The organism is Nocardia sp. NPDC051832 (assembly GCF_040681285.1).
Classification (GTDB): domain Bacteria; phylum Actinomycetota; class Actinomycetes; order Mycobacteriales; family Mycobacteriaceae; genus Nocardia.
Genome location: NZ_JBFAYL010000001.1, coordinates 1,281,940 through 1,297,257 on the forward strand (window position 1 = coordinate 1,281,940; position 15,318 = coordinate 1,297,257).

Sequence of the window (15,318 nt, forward strand, 5' to 3'; positions counted from 1 at the left end):
AGCCTTCGATACAAGTCAGGCCCAGCTCTTCGCGACGAGCTGGGCCTGACTTGTATTCAAAGTTTGTCTCAGGCCTTGGCGCTCAGCGAGCTGAGCAGCTTGGTGAGCAGAGCGATAATGCCGGAAGCGGATCCAGTGTCCATGATGTTGCCTTCTTTCCTCATCTTTCGGTGAGGATGGTCCTCACCACCACCAGCTTTCGGTGATGGGGAGAAACCTAACCGAGCGGAAGTCTGAAAGAAGCGTTTTTCACAAAATTCTTCCGGCAAATTTTGGGTCGGTCACGACCGGCTTCAGCGCAGCGTGACCTGGCGCGAACGCAGCCCGTCGCGCGAACGACGCTCCTCCGAGGTCATCGGCGCGTCATTGGCCAGCGCCGCGGCCAGCCGTACGCCGAACTCCTTGGCAGGCGTCTCCCATTCGGTCGGATGCGACTCCGGGTCCAGGTCGAACACCGGCACCAGCAGGCCGTGCGTGCGGAACGAACCCGCGAAGCGCGAACCCTCGCCCAGGTGCAGCTCGCCCCGGGCGTGCAGCCGGGCCAAGGCCAGCATCAGGCTGTCCTCGTCCTCGGGCCGCACCCAGCGGATGTGCGCCTTCTCCCCGGCGTCGACCCACCAGGCCGCGCCGATGGCATCCGGGCCGAGGTCCAGCCGCGCCGACGGCATGATCGCCTGCTTGGCCTGCTCGATGGTCGCGGCGACCTGTGCGTCCGGCGTGACGCCCTCGGGCACCCACCAGTCGAAGTCCTGGTGCACCGTAAGTTCCAGGTCCGCACCGGGATCGATGACATCGGCCAGGCGCGGACCACCCTCGATCGCCTCGGCGGCGGTCAGCGATTCGCCCGCCTCGGCGGACTGGGTCCACAGGATCGCGGCGGCGATATCGGCGCTCGGATCGGCACCCTGGATCTGCACCTGGGTGCCGACGAAACCGGTCTCCTGCTCCCCGGCCCGCACCAGCGCGGCCACCGCGCCCGGCAACACCGTGGCCAGCACGACCGAGCGCTCCGCGGCCACGCCGGGCGCCAGCTTCAATGTCGCGGTCGCCGACGGCACGAACTCCCGCAGCGCCACCAGATCACATTCGGCGGCCAGCCCCTCGAACGGACGCGTCACGGCCTGCGCCGCCTGCTCCAGCGCCGCCTTCCGCTCGGCGAGGCGCTGGGCCCGGTTCCCTCCGGGCTTAGGTTGATTGCGCTTGCTCTTACCCACGAAGGGTCAAACTACAGGGTCACTCGACACCGCTGAGCAAAGCCTTCGTCCGGCCGGGATGGTTGGTGGCGACCCAGCTGACGCCGAGGTCGGCGCACAGTTGGACATCCTCGGGATCATCGACGGTCCAGCAGTAGGTGGCACGGCCCGCCGCGGCCGCCTTGTCGACGAGTTCGGGGTGCTCGCGCAGGGTTTTCACCGAGGGGCCGACCGCGGTGGCGCCGACCGTGGTGGCCGCGCCGCCGCCGAGGTAGCGCGAGGATTCGCCGAGCAGGACGGTCGGCAGCAGCGGGGCGGCCCGGCGGATGCGCCAGACCGCGGTGGCCGCGAAAGACATGACGACAGCGCGGGAATGGTCGGCCGAGGCCGGGGTCGCGATGCCGAAACGCTGGAGTTCGGCCAGCAGTTTGTTCTCCACCAGGGCGCCGTAGCGCACCGGGTGCTTGGTCTCGATGAACAGCTTGGTCGGGCGGCTGCGCCAGTCGAGCACGAGCTCGATCAGCTCGGCGAGGGTGAGCACGGCGGCCGGTGCGCCCGGGGCGCCGAAGTCGAGTTCCTTCAGCTCGTCCAGGGTCATCTCGCTGACCAGGCCGGTGCCGTCGGAGGTGCGATCGACGGTGCGGTCGTGCACGCAGACCAGCTGACCGTCGCGGGTGAGCCGGATATCGCATTCCACGCCATCCGCGCCTTCCTGCAGCGCGAGTTCGTACGCGGCGAGTGTGTGCTCGGGTCGCGCCGCCGAGGCCCCCCGATGCGCCACGACGAACGGTGCGCGATTGCCCTGGCTCACTTGGCCATAACCTCCTGGTCCTCGTTCTCGGCCTTGCCCGCGCCCGGATGCACCGGCTCGATGACGGGTACGGCCGCCTCGGTGGCGACCACCCAGCGCCGGGCGAGTGTGCTGCGGCCCAGCAGATCCCGGCCCGCCAGCAGGCGCACCACCCACAGCGTGAGCACCGCGACGCCGGCCGCGACCAGGTCGGTGTAGACCATGAACAGCACGCCGTCGGCCTGCGCCTGTAACGAATCCGCGGTCCGCCACAGCAGCGCGGCCACCGCCATGGCGCCACCGAGAATCCAAGCGCACCACCAGATCCGGATCGCGCGCAGGGCACGCGGGTTGGCGCGCTGCGCGGCCAGCTCGGTGAGGAACACGCCGGGCCACAGCAGGTTGACGCCGGGAAGCACGCAGCCCAGCGCGAGCGCGCGCACCGAGCGCGGGTCGCGCCGGCCGGCCCGCGCGAACGCGGCCGCCCGGGTTTCGATCAGCCAGCCGACCAGCGCTACCGCGGCGAGCAGCGCGAAAACCAGGGCCAGCACGGCGGATCCGATGACGAGCGCGTCCGAGGCGCGCAGCAGCAGCGGGTCGATCAAGCGGGTGCGGTTGCGCAGCAGGATCCCGTAGCGGCCCAGCTCCGCGGCCGCGGCGAGCGCGAACAGCGCGGCGGTGACGAGGAGCAGCGGCTCCACCCGTTCGGTCCACCGCTGCCACCGGGACCGCGGCGCGTCGGCGGCAGCGGGCGCGGGGTCGATCAGACCCCAGCGCGGGATCTGGGTGTACCTCGGTGTGGCGGAGCTGGTTCCGGGCCGGTTACCGCCCGGGCGACGGTGGCGCTGATCAGGGCGACGGGCGATCCAGCGGTAGTTGCGGCGCTCGGCGGGCGCGTCGATGGGTGCGGGTGAGAGGAGCACGCCGCGGCACCGCGGGCACCAGTGCATCGGGGTCGTCTGCACGGCCCAGCGCGCGCCGCAGCGCGCACATGGTTGCACCACGCTCATGACTTACTCCCTATCGGCATTCAGTAGATCTTTGCCTGGTGGTCGCCCTCGCCCACCAGCGGGCGGCCCTGTTGCTGCCAGGCCACCATGCCACCGTTCACCTGGATGGCGTCGAACCCGACGTGCGCGAGATATTTGGCTACCTCGATGGAGCGGCCGCCCTGCCGGCAGATGACGTACAGGTCGACGTCGAACTCCAGTTCGTCGATCCGGGCCGGCACGTCGACCATCGGAATGTGGATCGCGCCCGGCGCGTGCCCGAGTTCCCATTCGTCGTCCTCACGCACGTCGAGCAGGATGGGCCCCGGCTCGCCGGGCACGGGGTCGTCGAATGCGGCGGGCACGTCTGCCACCGGCACCGACGGGACTTCGGGGCTTGTCACATTTCCGATCCTGCCATGGCGGCCGGGCTACCGCCGGTATGTTCTTCCCCCGGCGACCCTATCGGGTGAAAGTTATCCACATAATCCACAACCTCATCCACAGGTTCAGACTTGCCGAACCACAGCCGCCTCCGAACGACCGATCCGGAACTCCCCTCCTGAAGTCCCGGAGCGGCCATCCGCCGGTGGGCGCGGGAACCGCGCGGAACCCGACAACTACTTGGACGGCACAACCGTCCGTTCGGTTCCATCGGAACGGGAAACGGTGGCGAAAATGTGAAATACGAGGTTCCACAAGGTCGTATCGGTAGCCTTTATGCATGAACGTGAGCAGGGGGCTACTCGACGGATTGGACACCACCGGACTCAACACCGCTCTGTCCGAGGCGACATGCCTCGGCCTGGACGTCGACACCAAGGCGCGTGAGCTGCGCCTGCAACTCGGGGTGCTGACGCTTCCTGCCACAGGGCAGGCCAGCGAAGACTTTCCCGTGCAGCTGACCTTCACCGGGGTCAGCCGAGTCGCGGCGTCCCTGCGCGTGCAGCGCTGGGACGACGTGGAACCGCAGGTGCTACCGCTGCAACTCGACGGCCTCGACGACGCGATCCACAGCTTCGGCGGCGGCCGGCTGCACGGCTGGGAGTTCATCGATCTCGACGACAGCGGCTGGGCACTGTGGCGCGAGTTGCTCAGCTTCGACACCACCTTCGACGAGCACATCTCCGCGCACGTTCTGGAGTTCTCCCAGGAGGAGGGCATCGATCCGCGCGAACTCGACATTCGCGTCTGGTTCGACAACATGACCATCCACGACTCGACCGGGAGACAGATCCCGCTGGAGGAGTTCATCGCGGGCGGTAAGAACTGGTGGAAGGCCCACGACGCCGGCGATCCGCGGACCATCCGTCCCGGCATCGTGCCGCAGCTCTAGACCCGACCGGGCACCCACTCCCACGACCGCGCACCCAGCAGGGTGCGCGGTCGTTTCCTATCCGCGAAAAAGAGGGGTTTTCTGGCGCGCAGCGGGTACCCGCCACCACGAAACCTTCGGTAGCTTCCCAGGGGAATGAGGGGGGACCGAGCCAGGTTGCTACCTAGCGGGTGTACGAATGGTGGTTGGGTGTTGCTCGACAACGGGCACACACGGCCCGACATTAGGAAGGGACATCGTGGCTGTTTACACGCTGCCAGAACTTGATTACGACTACAGCGCCCTGGAGCCGTTCATCTCCGGGCAGATCAACGAACTCCACCACTCCAAGCACCACGCCGCCTACGTCGCGGGCGCGAACGCCGCGCTGGAGAAGCTGGAAGCCGCGCGGGAATCCGGCGATCACGCCGCCATCTTCCTGAACGAGAAGAACCTGGCCTTCCACCTCGGCGGCCACGTCAACCACTCGATCTGGTGGAAGACGCTGTCCAAGGACGGCGGCGACAAGCCGGTCGGCGAGCTCGAGGCCGCCATCGTCGATCAGTTCGGCTCGTTCGACAAGTTCGTCGCGCAGTTCTCCGCGGCCGCCAACGGCCTGCAGGGCTCGGGCTGGGCGTGGCTGGGCTACGACACCCTCTCGGGCAAGCTGCTCACCTTCCAGCTCACCGACCAGCAGGGCAACGTGCCGCTCGGCATCATCCCGCTGCTCGGCCTGGACATGTGGGAGCACGCCTTCTACCTGCAGTACAAGAACGTCAAGGCGGACTACGTGAAGGCGTTCTGGAACGTCGTCAACTGGGCCGAGGTGCAGGATCGCTTCGCCCGCGCCGTCGCCCAGGGCAAGGGCCTCATCTTCGGCTGAGTCCGACCCGTGCTTTCGAGCCCGCGAACCCCCGTGGTTCGCGGGCTTGCCGCGTTCTGTGGAGAAGTAGTGAAGATCTGGTGGCCTTTGGCCGATGACCCGGCCGGTTCCAAGATCTCTCGCCCATCCTGATTGGCATGGATGTGCTCGAACGGGTGGGGCCGAACATGGTGGATATTGTTCGGCGGGACTTCTTCTGGATGACCTGGAACACGATTCTGGCGTGGATTCCCGTGTTCCTCGCGCTACTGATCTTCCGCTTCAAACCTGCTGCGAACAGGCATTTCCCGCGCTCACCGCTGTGGTGGGCGGGCATCGTGCTGTTCGTGTTGTTCCTGCCGAACGCGCCGTATGTGGTGACGGATCTGGTGCACCTGCGCTACGACATCGAATTCGTGGGCGACGGGCCGGTGGTCACCACGGTGCTGCCGGTCTACTTGGCGTTCATCGGATCCGGGTTCCTCGCCTACTACCTGGCGCTGGATCAACTGGGGAGGTATCTCGACCGCGTCGGATTGCCGTCCTGGCGGGTGCCGGTCAACCTGACGCTGCACTTCCTCTGCGCGGTGGGCGTTTTCCTCGGCCGCTGGACCCGGCTCAACAGCTGGGAGCCGGTGGTGCAGCCCGCCGATACCTTCGAACGCGTGCTGCTGGCGCTGACCTGGTCCTGGGCGCCGATCCTGATCGCGGCGATGTTCGTGGCGACCGCGGTGGGGCACTTCGTGACCAAGGCCGTCGTGGAGGCCGCGGTGCTCAGCGCGGGTCGCGGTGCGCGCTGGTTGCGGGCTGTCGCGGGGCGACCGGACCTGCGCCGAGCGTGACTTCAGACACGTTTGGGCACAGCAATATTCGCATGAGGTGGTGGTTGTCGAGGGGGGTAGCCGCGTAGCCTGAGGCGGTTGGGTAGATCGTGGAGGAAGACATGTCCGGAAACCCCCTGGCCGCCGCCGAGCCGTGGGACCTCGTCGCCGATGGTTACGCCGAAGAGGCGCTGGCGATCATGGAGCCGTTCTCCGCGCGCGCCCTGGAATTGGCTGGGCTGTCCCAGGATTCACAGGTCCTCGACGTGGCCGCCGGCCCGGGCACGCTGAGCCTGCTCGCGGCAGGTCAGGCCGCGCGGGTCACCGCCCTCGATTTCGCCGAGCACATGCTCGAACTGCTGAACCAGGCCGCCGCTGCCGCCGGGCACGCCAATATCGAAACCCACGTGGGCGACGGTCAAGCGCTGCCGTTCCCGGACAACGGTTTCGACGCGGGCTTCTCCATGTTCGGCCTGATGTTCTTCCCCGACCGAACCAAGGGCTTCGCCGAACTGCTCCGCGTGCTCCGCCCCGGCGGCGTCGCGGTGATCTCGAGCTGGGCCCCCGTCATCGAATCACCGCTGATGCGCATGATGTTCGGCGCGATGTCCGCCGCCGACCCCACTATCCAAGAGCCACAACCGAACTACCTGAGCCTGGAAAACCCCGAGGTCTTCGCCACCGAAATGCGCGCAGCCGGCTTCGCGGGCGTCACCATCCAACGCCACACCACCGAACTGGCCTGGGACAGCTCGGAGGAGATGTGGGACAAGATGGCCCGCAGCAGCGCGCCCCTGGTCCTGCTACGCCGCTCCCTCGGCGAGGAGTTATGGGCCGAGCGTTCCGCACTCATGAAGGCCCACCTAGCTGCCCACTACCGCCCCAAAACACCCCTGGCAACCACCGCGTTCCTCGGAATCGGGCACAAACCCACCCCCTAGAACACAAACTGCGCGCAACCCTTATCGAGTCACGCGCAGCCAGGCTCTCCGTAAACCTCAGGGTGAACGCCGAGCGCAGCGAGGCAAGCCCGAAGCAGCGCGGCACCGGGGAAGCGAAGCGCCCCCGGTGCCACTGGAAAACCGCGATAGTCGGGACGAAAGCCGACCGCAGGGAGGCTTTGTCCCGTCTAGCGCGGGGCCATGCGGAGCGCGCCGTCCATGCGGATGGTCTCGCCGTTCAGGTAGTCGTGCTCGGTGATGTACTGCGCGAGCTGCGCGTACTCGTCCGGGCGGCCCAGGCGGGACGGGAACGGCACGCCGGCCTCGAGGCCCTTGCGGTACTCCTCGGTGACGCCGGCCAGCATCGGGGTGTCGATGATGCCGGGGGCGATGGTGTTCACGCGAATGCCGAACTGGGCCAGGTCACGCGCGGCCGGCACGGTCATGCCGTGCACGCCGCCCTTGGAGGCGGAGTAGGCGATCTGGCCGATCTGGCCCTCGAACGCCGCGACGGAGGCGGTGTTGATGATGACGCCGCGCTGGCCGTACTCGTCGACCGTGTCGGTCTTGGCGATGGCGTCGGCGGCCAGGCGCATGACGTTGAAGGTGCCGAGCAGGTTCACGGTGATGACGGTGCGGAACAGCTCCAGGTCGTGCGGGCCGTTCTTGGACAGGATGCGCCCGGCCCAGCCGACACCGGCGCAGTTGACCACCACGCGCAGCGGCGCGCCGGACTCGACGACCTGCGCGACGGCTGCGGAGACCTCGTCGTGGCTGGTGACGTCGGCGGCGATGAGGGTGACACCCTTCGGCACGTTGTCGCCCGCGCGCTCGATCGACTGCGGCACGTCCAGGCCGAAGACGGTGGCGCCCGCATCGGCGAAACGCTTGGCGGTGGCGGCGCCGAGGCCGGATGCGCCTCCGGTGACAATGGCGGCGGAACCCGAAATCTCCACGATGGTCCTCTCGTTCGTGACAGCCAGTTGGCCTTTCGTCAATTGCACCCTAGCGCCTGCGCTTTGAGAGACCTAGCACCCCTCCTTCTCACCCCGGTAGGACAGCTCTTTGTCCGGTAAGTGACGCCGAATTATTCACGAACAGACCTGTTCATCGGTGGTATCGTCGCCCGCATGAAGCTGTTCACCGGCCCGGGGGTTCGCGGCCGGAAAGTCTTGATCACCGGAGCGGCACGCGGGATCGGAGCGGCGCTGGCGCGTCAGCTGCACGCGCGCGGGGCGGCGGTGGCGCTGCTCGGGATCGAGCCGGATCTGCTGGCGGAAGTGGCTCGGGATTGCGGGGAGGCGCCCTGGCGGTACTGCGATATCGGGGATCCGGCGCAGGTGCAGCGGGTGGTGGACACGCTGGTTTCCGAGCTCGGCGGGCTCGATGTGGTGATCGCCAATGCCGGTGTGGCCAAACAACTTCCGTTGCTCGGGGGTGATCCGGCGGTGATGGAGGAGACGCTCACGGTGAATACCCTCGGCGTCTATTACACGCTGCGGGCCGCCGGGCCGCACGTGCTGCACGAGAGTGGATACGTGCTGATCGTTTCCTCGCTCGCGGCGGCGGTGAATCTGCCGCTGGCCGGGGCCTACAGCGCGTCCAAGGCGGGTGTGGAGGCGCTCGGCAACACCTTGCGCCACGAGATCCGGCACACCGGGGCCAAGGTCGGCATCGCCTACTTCGCCGAACTCGACACCGAGATGACCACCCGCGGCTTCGGCACCGCCGCGGCCCGCGCCATCCTCGGCCGCTCCACGGTGTCCGGGGTAGCGCCGCTCGGCCCGGCGATCGACGGCATCGAACGCGCCATCGCCCGCCGCAAGCGCCAGGTGGTCTCGCCGTGGTGGGTGGCGGTGGCGCTGCCGATGCGCGCGATCGCGCAGCGGCTCATCGATATCGCGCTGCGCGGCGGCGTCGCGACCGCGCTGGAGATCGCCCGCACCGAAGACGCGCCCTTCACCACCGATCAGCCCCGGCGGCCGCGCCGGGTGAAATCCGGCGGCGCGGCGTAACCCCACAGCACGCACCGGCGAACCACACCACAGGCAGCTGTTTCAATGGAGCCGCAGCCTGCCCGTACCCCGATCCCGGAGCCGCCGAATGACCCAGCCCGCCGCCCGCCAGCTACCCCGCGGCCGCCACGGCCTGCCGCGGGAGCAGGTGATCGCCTCCCAGCGCGAACGCATCCTGCAGGCGATGGCCGAAGCCATGGCGGAAAACGGGTACGTCGGCACCTCGGTCGCGGTGATCCTCAAACGCGCGGGAGTGTCCCGGGAGACCTTCTACGAGCAGTTCCGTTCCAAGGAGGACTGCTTCGAAGCGGCCTACGAACGCGCCGTCGGCGGCCTGCTGACCCGCATCTCGCACGCGGCCCAGCCCCCCGCTCCGCCGAACGGCGCCGCGCCCGCCGAACCGGACCGGATGAGCCGGATTCTCGGCGCTTACCTGGAGGGCCTGGTCGCCGAACCCGCCTACGCCCGCCTGTTCCTGGTCGAGGTGTATGCCGCCGGCTCGAAGGCGGTGGCCCGGCGCGCCCTGTTGCAGGAATCCTTCGTCGCCTTGATGGCCGAGGTCCTCGGCGCCCATACCGAAGCCCAGCGCTTCGCCTGCCAAACTCTGGCCGCCGGCGTCAGCGCCATGGTCACCACCCGCATCGCGGCGGACGATCTGGAAGGGCTGATCGCGCTGCGCGAACCGCTCTTGGAGCTGGTCCGCCGTAGCGGTGACCTCTACGGATCCGCCATCACCGACCCCCAAAGCGACCTACCCTGACGCCACACCGGGACGGCGACCTCACACTTGCGATCGGCGGGGTGTTGTCGCGGATAGTGCTGTGTCCTCGCGGTCGATGACCGGACGACGGCGCGCCCGGCGGCTCAGGAGCACCGCGCCCGCGATGGCTGGGGCGATGAGCGCGAAAGCGGCGCCGAGGAGCAGGCCGAGGTCCGGGAGGACGGCGGCGAGCAAGGTGGCGGCGCCGAAGTAGAGGAACAGGAGGCCGGCGGCGAGACCGATGGCCCGTTCCGGGAGGTGCTTGCCGATGACGATGCCGACCGCGATGGCGAGCGCGTCGGCGGCGACCATGCCGAGGGTGGAGCCGAGCCAGACGGCGAACCAGTTGTTGTCGGTGGCCAGGGCGGCGGTGGCGAACATGGTGCGGTCGCCGAGTTCGGCCAAGAGGAAGGCCGACAGAACGACGAAGTAGGGGGCCTTGCTGGAGCGCGGCGGGTTCGGCTCGTCGCCGGCGGATTCGTCGAGGTTCTCGCGGAGCGTCCAGAGACCGACGCCGAGGAACATCAGGGCTGCGACCAGGGCGATGGCGGTGGTGGGCAGCGCAGCGCCGAGGAAGTGCCCGACCGCGACCGAGAGGACGTGGACCAGTGCGGTGGCGGTCGCGATGCCGCCGAGGACGACCCACCACCGGTAGCGCAGGGCGAACGTCAGGGCCATGAGCTGGGATTTGTCGCCCAACTCGGCCAAGAAGACGATGCCGATACTCAGCAATATCGTGGCGATCATGATTGTGGTTGCTCCCAGGTCTCCGGCCTGCCGGCCTGGAGACGGGGACGCCTCCGGCCGACAACGAATGGTTGTTCAGGCCGAAGGTCTCGCCCACCGGTGTGTCACCGGTTCACGCAACCGGACCCGGGCTCGATCTGAGCGGTGGATCAGTATGTCGACTGCGTGATTGGGGGCTACTCCCCTTCGCTGCTGCCGACTCTACCCGGATGCCGTCCGGTTGCCAAGTTGCTGTCACCGAAATCGCAATGCGCACAATAAGTTTGGGCCGCGACGCAGGAAATTTCGGGTACCCTTACCGCGCCGCGAGGGCACGCTCACGCGGCCAGCAGCATAGCCAGAACCGCGGTGTCGGGATCGCTGATCGGGTCCAGTCCGACCCGGCTGACCAGGGAAGTGATGGTCCCGTCCGACTCCGCCTCGACCCACGCCGCGCGATGCTCCAGCCCCAGATGCGGCACGCCCGGCAGCAACACGCAGCCCGAGGCAGCGCCCGCGCACTCCGGCAGTGAGGGCCGGGTTTCCGAGGGCGGATGGAGCATCAACAGGGCCGGTGGCACATGTTCGGCAAACCTCCCGGGCAGCACGGCCTGCTCCCCGAGCACCGGCCCCTCGGCCAGCACCAGGCCGACCATGTCGGGCGCGGGATCGTCGGGCAGTTCCTCCCGGACGCCGAAGACGGTCGAGGTGTGCAGCAGGCCGGGTAGCGTCGCGACCCGGACGGCGAGCACCAGCACCTGCGCCCATTCCTTGGTCGTGTCGGGCCAGCGCCCGGATATGACGAACCCCCGCAAAGATCCCCGCGCTTGAAACGGCGTGATGCCGATCGGTCCACTGGTCCGCATGATGCCTCCGTTCCTCTGGCACCGGCTTTCCGCCAACTCCTGGAGTCAGAGAATGAACTAGGCATCACCTGGCACACAAGTACCAATGAGTGCCAGCCGTGTGATTCCCGTGCACTCGGCCAACTCCTGTACCAGGGAATACCCCGGCCGAAACCCCCGCTACGACGAATGGCCACCCCCGCGGGGGTGGCCATTCGTAACCAGAACTTTTCAGAGCGTGCGGGTCAACCGGTCGGTGAGGATGTGCGCGAAACGCGCCGGGTCCTTCAACTCGCCGCCCTCGGCCAGCACCGCGGTGCCGAAGAGCAGCTCGGCGGTCTCGGTCAGCTCCGGCACCTTGCCCTCGTCGGCGTCTTCCTTCCGCGCGAAGTACGCCTCCTTGAGCCCGTTCACCAGCGGATGCGTCGGGTTCAGCTCCAGAATCCGCTTGGACTCCGGCACCAGCTGGCCCGAGGCCCGGTACATCCGCTCCAGCATCGGCGTGAAGTCGAAGTTGTCCCCGACCAGGCAGGCCGGCGAGGTGGTGAGCCGGTTGGTCAGGCGCACCTCCTTGACGCTCTCGTCCAGCGCCTTGCCGAGCCAGGTCAGCACGTCGGCGTAGTCCTTGTCCTGCTGTTCGCGCAGCGCCTCGGAGGCCTTCTTCTCCTCCTCCGATTCCAGATCGACCTCGCCCTTGGCGATGGACTGGAACGGCTTGCCCTCGAACTCGGTGACCGAGCTGACCCACATCTCGTCGACCGGGTCGGTCAGGATCAGCACCTCACGGCCCTTGGCCTTGAACGCCTCGATGTGCGGCGAGGATTCGATCTGCTGACGGCTCTCGCCGGTCATGAAGTAGATCTGGTCCTGGCCCTCGGGCATCCGCTCCAGGTACTGCGCCAGCGTGGTCAGCTCGGTCTCGGAATTCGTCGAGGCGAACGAGCTCACCTGCAGCAGGGTTTCCCGGTTGTCGAAGTCCGACAGCAGGCCCTCCTTGAGGACGCGGCCGAACTCCTTCCAGAAGGTCTGGTACTTTTCCTGGTCCTCCGCGCCCTGGAGCTCCTTGACCGTCGAGAGCACCTTCTTGACCAGGCGCTTGCGGATCATCTGGATCTGGCGGTCCTGCTGCAGGATCTCGCGGGAGACGTTGAGCGAGAGGTCCTGTGCGTCCACCACGCCCTTGATGAAGCGCAGGTACTCCGGCATCAGCTCTTCGCAGTTGTCCATGATGAACACCCGCTTGACGTAGAGCTGCACGCCGCGCTTGTGCTCGCGGGTGAACAGGTCGAACGGCGCGTGCGACGGAATGAACAGCAGCGCCTGATATTCGAAGGTGCCCTCGGCCTTGAGCGGGATGATCTCCAGCGGATCGTCCCAGCCGTGGCTGACGTGGCGGTAGAACTCCTTGTACTCCTCGTCGCTGACCTCGCTCTTGGGGCGGGTCCACAGCGCCTTCATGGAGTTGAGGGTCTGCTCCTCGGTGACCGTCTTCTCGGTCTTCTCCTCGCCTTCACCCTCGGTGACGGTGCGCTCCACCGACATCCGGATCGGCCAGGCGATGAAGTCGGAGTACTTCTTGACGATCTCGCGGAGCTTCCACTCCAGCGTGTAGTCGAAGAGGTGATCGTCCTCGTCGGCCGGCTTGAGGTGCAGGGCGACCGCGGTGCCCTGGGGCGCGTCCGCGACGGTCTCGATGGTGTAGGTGGAGCTGCCCGCGGCGGATTCCCAGCGGGTGCCCTCGGTTTCGCCCGCCTTGCGGGTGGTCAGGACGACCTTGTCGGCGACCATGAAGGTCGAATAGAAGCCGATACCGAACTGGCCGATCAGTTCCTCGGCGGCCGCCTCGGACTTGGCTTCGTTCAGCTGCCTGCGCAGTTCCGCGGTGCCGGACTTGGCCAGGGTGCCGATCAGGTCGACGACCTCGGCGCGGGACATGCCGATGCCGTTGTCCCGGACCGTCAGGATCCGCTGGTCGGAATCCACCTCCAGCTCGATGTGCAGGTCGGAGGTGTCGACATGCAGATCCTTGTCCTTGTAGGACTCCAGCCGCAGCTTGTCCAGGGCGTCGGAAGCGTTCGAGATCAGCTCCCGCAGGAACGAGTCTTTGTTGGAGTAGATCGAGTGGATCATCAGCTCCAGGAGCTGATGGGCCTCGGCCTGGAACTCGAGTTGTTCGACGTGCTCTGTCACGCCGGAGATATTAGCGTCCTCGACTCAAGGCCCGACGCGGACCGTGAAATCCTCCAGGCCCGGAACTTCCACGTCGGCGCTGTGCGCGGAAGGTCGCTTCGGGCACATCCATTCGCGCAGCACCATGGTGGCGCGCACATCGTCCTCGTTGTATTCGAGCAAGCGGGTGCGCTGGGACATGTCCGGCTCGCCGTCGTAGCCGACCGCCAGGCGGTACCAGCTCATCGACGCCTCGCCGCCGGCTTCGGGATCGCGCCAGGCGAAACCCGCCACCGGGGCGATCTTCTTCAAGCCCTTGCCGGCCGGGCAGATGAACTGGTCGGAGACAGCCTGGAACATGTCCACCCACTCCGGGCCGTCCACGAACGCCCGGATCTGATCGACCGTCGGCACACCCGGCCGGCCCGCGAACCGGCGCGCCGACTCGTAGAGCCACTTGTCCTCGGCGGTGCGCGAATAGCAGTAGGCGGCAAAGGTTTTCCCGGCCAGCGCGGCCTCGGCGCGCACCTGCATGAGCCAGGTCCAGAACTCGGCGAAGGAGCGGCCCTCGTCTTCGGTGGGCAGCGGATCCCAGCTGACGAACGGGCGATACACCCCGTCCAGCAGCGTGCCCCACAGATAGGCGCCGTACTCCTGGTAGCTCTCCAGGTCGACGTCCACCTCGACGTCGGCGCGCTTGACCCACACCCGATCGACGCGGCGCACCAGCGGCGCGTTCGCGATCCAGGCGCGGGCGGTGACCACCGCCTCGTCGAACGGGCCGTGCTGCCAGTCGTCGGGATCCTCGCCGGTCCAGCCGGCCAGATCGTCGATGGTTTCCACGCCGTGCCCGCGCAGCACCTCCGCGCGCGACCCCGGCGCGACCAGGCTGACGTCGCGATGCTCGGCCAGCCAGTCGGCGCAGCTGCTCAACCCGGGGGCGGCGCGATTCCACCACGGGCACTGGCGGCACTCGGGGACCTTCGACGGAATCGTCGGCAGCTCCCCGCGCACCACCGCGATGCGGTCGGCGTAGCGGTGGTCGTAGTCGTCGAGCAGCGGGCCGAGATCGTGCACCAGGATCCGGTCCAGGTGATAGCCGATGACGCCGCCGACCAGCGCCGGGCTGGCCAGGCCGTGCCGTTGCAGCATGCGGTACAGATGCGCGAGGCGCTGCTGATCGCGCGGCTGCTGGCGCAGCTTGCGGGTCGGATCCGGTTTCGGATTCCACTCGTACGGGTCGGAGGTGGTGGGGTGGAAGTCGGCGGGCTCGGGGCGGCGCGGATCGGTGACCTTGTGGTTGACCACGATGATCGGGATATAGCCGCCGCGGTCCAGATCGCGCATCAGGATCTCGGACCCGCCGCGTCTGCCGGTATCCGGTTCCTGCGGTAGCAGGGCGCCCCAAATGTGCTGTGTCGCAGCCTCGCACGCCGCCATGGTGGCTTCGGCGCGCGCCTGGGCGGTCAGGGTGGGATCGATGACGAGCCAGCTGTCCGGATCCGCGGTGATCAAAGCGTCGCGCACCCGGTTGCGGTGCGCGGCGGCGGCTTCGCGGCGCTGGCGCACGCCCGGATCCTCCACCACGCCGGTCAGCTCACGCGGAAAGGCGGCATCCAGATGCAGCCGATGACGGCAGCCGATCAGCGATCGCGCATCGATGAAAGGGACCGGAACACCATTGGCGGACGCATCGACGCCGACCGGTCGATCCCCGGCCGAAGCGTCGTTATGGCGACCGTCGCGGTCATCGATGCCCGAATACACGTAGGCAAGTATGGTCCCTACCCCCGACATGTCTCCCACTGGCCGACATGCGCGAGTTCACCCGATGGCAGCGAAGCCCGGGGAACCGATAGGGTACTGGCAAACCGTGTGACATGGGCGGACGG

Annotated in this window: 15 protein-coding genes; 6 read left to right on the forward strand and 9 right to left on the reverse strand. The window is 67.7% G+C overall.

Annotation, left to right across the window (positions count from 1 at the left end; translation table 11 throughout):
- Positions 1-293: 293 nt before the first annotated feature.
- From AB0M14_RS05660 to AB0M14_RS05675, 4 genes are read right to left on the reverse strand one after another with little or no spacing between them, the layout of a single operon-like run.
- Entirely contained in the window at positions 294-1,214 is a 921-nt protein-coding gene (locus AB0M14_RS05660; protein WP_364989157.1) for a DUF5926 family protein, read from the reverse strand.
- Positions 1,215-1,233: 19 nt separating this feature from the next.
- Positions 1,234-2,004 carry a glycerophosphodiester phosphodiesterase gene (locus tag AB0M14_RS05665; protein ID WP_364989159.1) on the reverse strand — a complete coding sequence of 257 codons (771 nt, stop codon included), beginning with the start codon at positions 2,002-2,004 and terminating at the stop codon, positions 1,234-1,236.
- Complete coding sequence (locus AB0M14_RS05670) at positions 2,001-2,993, reverse strand: DUF4328 domain-containing protein (RefSeq protein WP_364989161.1); 993 nt, start codon at positions 2,991-2,993, stop codon at positions 2,001-2,003. Before AB0M14_RS05670 ends, AB0M14_RS05665 begins: the two co-directional genes overlap by 4 nt.
- 20 nt (positions 2,994-3,013) lie before the next feature.
- Positions 3,014-3,376 carry a rhodanese-like domain-containing protein gene (locus AB0M14_RS05675; protein WP_364989163.1) on the reverse strand — a complete coding sequence of 121 codons (363 nt, stop codon included), beginning with the start codon at positions 3,374-3,376 and terminating at the stop codon, positions 3,014-3,016.
- Between the two features lie 320 nt (positions 3,377-3,696).
- Here AB0M14_RS05675 and AB0M14_RS05680 point away from each other — a divergent pair, with 320 nt between their 5' ends.
- The 4 genes from AB0M14_RS05680 to AB0M14_RS05695 all read left to right on the forward strand — a co-directional run bounded on the left by AB0M14_RS05680 (position 3,697) and on the right by AB0M14_RS05695 (position 6,911).
- On the forward strand, positions 3,697-4,308 hold the full coding sequence (locus AB0M14_RS05680; RefSeq protein ID WP_364989166.1) for a hypothetical protein: 612 nt from the start codon (positions 3,697-3,699) through the stop codon (positions 4,306-4,308).
- A gap of 238 nt (positions 4,309-4,546) precedes the next feature.
- Positions 4,547-5,170 carry a superoxide dismutase gene (locus tag AB0M14_RS05685; RefSeq protein WP_364989168.1) on the forward strand — a complete coding sequence of 208 codons (624 nt, stop codon included), beginning with the start codon at positions 4,547-4,549 and terminating at the stop codon, positions 5,168-5,170.
- A gap of 137 nt (positions 5,171-5,307) precedes the next feature.
- Positions 5,308-5,991 carry a DUF1361 domain-containing protein gene (locus AB0M14_RS05690; protein WP_364989170.1) on the forward strand — a complete coding sequence of 228 codons (684 nt, stop codon included), beginning with the start codon at positions 5,308-5,310 and terminating at the stop codon, positions 5,989-5,991.
- A gap of 101 nt (positions 5,992-6,092) precedes the next feature.
- Positions 6,093-6,911: a methyltransferase domain-containing protein gene (locus AB0M14_RS05695; RefSeq protein WP_364989172.1), complete on the forward strand. Its 819-nt coding sequence runs from the start codon at positions 6,093-6,095 to the stop codon at positions 6,909-6,911.
- A gap of 188 nt (positions 6,912-7,099) precedes the next feature.
- Here AB0M14_RS05695 and AB0M14_RS05700 read toward each other — a convergent pair whose 3' ends face one another.
- Positions 7,100-7,867, reverse strand: a complete 768-nt coding sequence (locus AB0M14_RS05700) for an SDR family NAD(P)-dependent oxidoreductase (protein WP_364989175.1) — start codon at positions 7,865-7,867, stop codon at positions 7,100-7,102.
- Positions 7,868-8,041: 174 nt separating this feature from the next.
- Here AB0M14_RS05700 and AB0M14_RS05705 point away from each other — a divergent pair, with 174 nt between their 5' ends.
- Positions 8,042-8,926: an SDR family NAD(P)-dependent oxidoreductase gene (locus AB0M14_RS05705; RefSeq protein WP_364989177.1), complete on the forward strand. Its 885-nt coding sequence runs from the start codon at positions 8,042-8,044 to the stop codon at positions 8,924-8,926.
- An 88-nt stretch (positions 8,927-9,014) separates the two neighbouring features.
- Positions 9,015-9,686 (forward strand): TetR/AcrR family transcriptional regulator, encoded by a 672-nt coding sequence (locus AB0M14_RS05710; protein WP_364989179.1) that lies wholly within the window; start codon positions 9,015-9,017, stop codon positions 9,684-9,686.
- A 21-nt stretch (positions 9,687-9,707) separates the two neighbouring features.
- On the opposite strand, the gene AB0M14_RS05715 is transcribed toward AB0M14_RS05710, so the two are convergent.
- The 4 genes from AB0M14_RS05715 to AB0M14_RS05730 form a co-directional block, all read right to left on the reverse strand.
- A complete protein-coding gene (locus tag AB0M14_RS05715) occupies positions 9,708-10,433 on the reverse strand; it encodes a TMEM165/GDT1 family protein (RefSeq protein WP_364989181.1) in 726 nt (241 codons plus the stop codon).
- A gap of 317 nt (positions 10,434-10,750) precedes the next feature.
- Positions 10,751-11,278, reverse strand: coding sequence for a peptidase (locus tag AB0M14_RS05720; protein WP_364989184.1), 528 nt, complete (start codon positions 11,276-11,278; stop codon positions 10,751-10,753).
- A gap of 210 nt (positions 11,279-11,488) precedes the next feature.
- Positions 11,489-13,447: a molecular chaperone HtpG gene (htpG, locus tag AB0M14_RS05725; protein WP_364989186.1), complete on the reverse strand. Its 1,959-nt coding sequence runs from the start codon at positions 13,445-13,447 to the stop codon at positions 11,489-11,491.
- Positions 13,448-13,471: 24 nt separating this feature from the next.
- Positions 13,472-15,193 (reverse strand): TM0106 family RecB-like putative nuclease, encoded by a 1,722-nt coding sequence (locus tag AB0M14_RS05730; RefSeq protein WP_364989188.1) that lies wholly within the window; start codon positions 15,191-15,193, stop codon positions 13,472-13,474.
- Positions 15,194-15,318: the final 125 nt, after the last annotated feature.

Coding starts and splice junctions, on each gene's coding strand:
- AB0M14_RS05670 (WP_364989161.1), bottom strand. CDS start 2,993: ATGAGCGTGGTGCAACCATGTGCGCGCTGCGGCGCGCGCTGGGCCGTG.
- AB0M14_RS05680 (WP_364989166.1), top strand. CDS start 3,697: ATGAACGTGAGCAGGGGGCTACTCGACGGATTGGACACCACCGGACTC.
- AB0M14_RS05690 (WP_364989170.1), top strand. CDS start 5,308: ATGGATGTGCTCGAACGGGTGGGGCCGAACATGGTGGATATTGTTCGG.
- AB0M14_RS05695 (WP_364989172.1), top strand. CDS start 6,093: ATGTCCGGAAACCCCCTGGCCGCCGCCGAGCCGTGGGACCTCGTCGCC.
- AB0M14_RS05705 (WP_364989177.1), top strand. CDS start 8,042: ATGAAGCTGTTCACCGGCCCGGGGGTTCGCGGCCGGAAAGTCTTGATC.
- AB0M14_RS05710 (WP_364989179.1), top strand. CDS start 9,015: ATGACCCAGCCCGCCGCCCGCCAGCTACCCCGCGGCCGCCACGGCCTG.
- AB0M14_RS05715 (WP_364989181.1), bottom strand. CDS start 10,433: ATGATCGCCACGATATTGCTGAGTATCGGCATCGTCTTCTTGGCCGAG.
- AB0M14_RS05720 (WP_364989184.1), bottom strand. CDS start 11,278: ATGCGGACCAGTGGACCGATCGGCATCACGCCGTTTCAAGCGCGGGGA.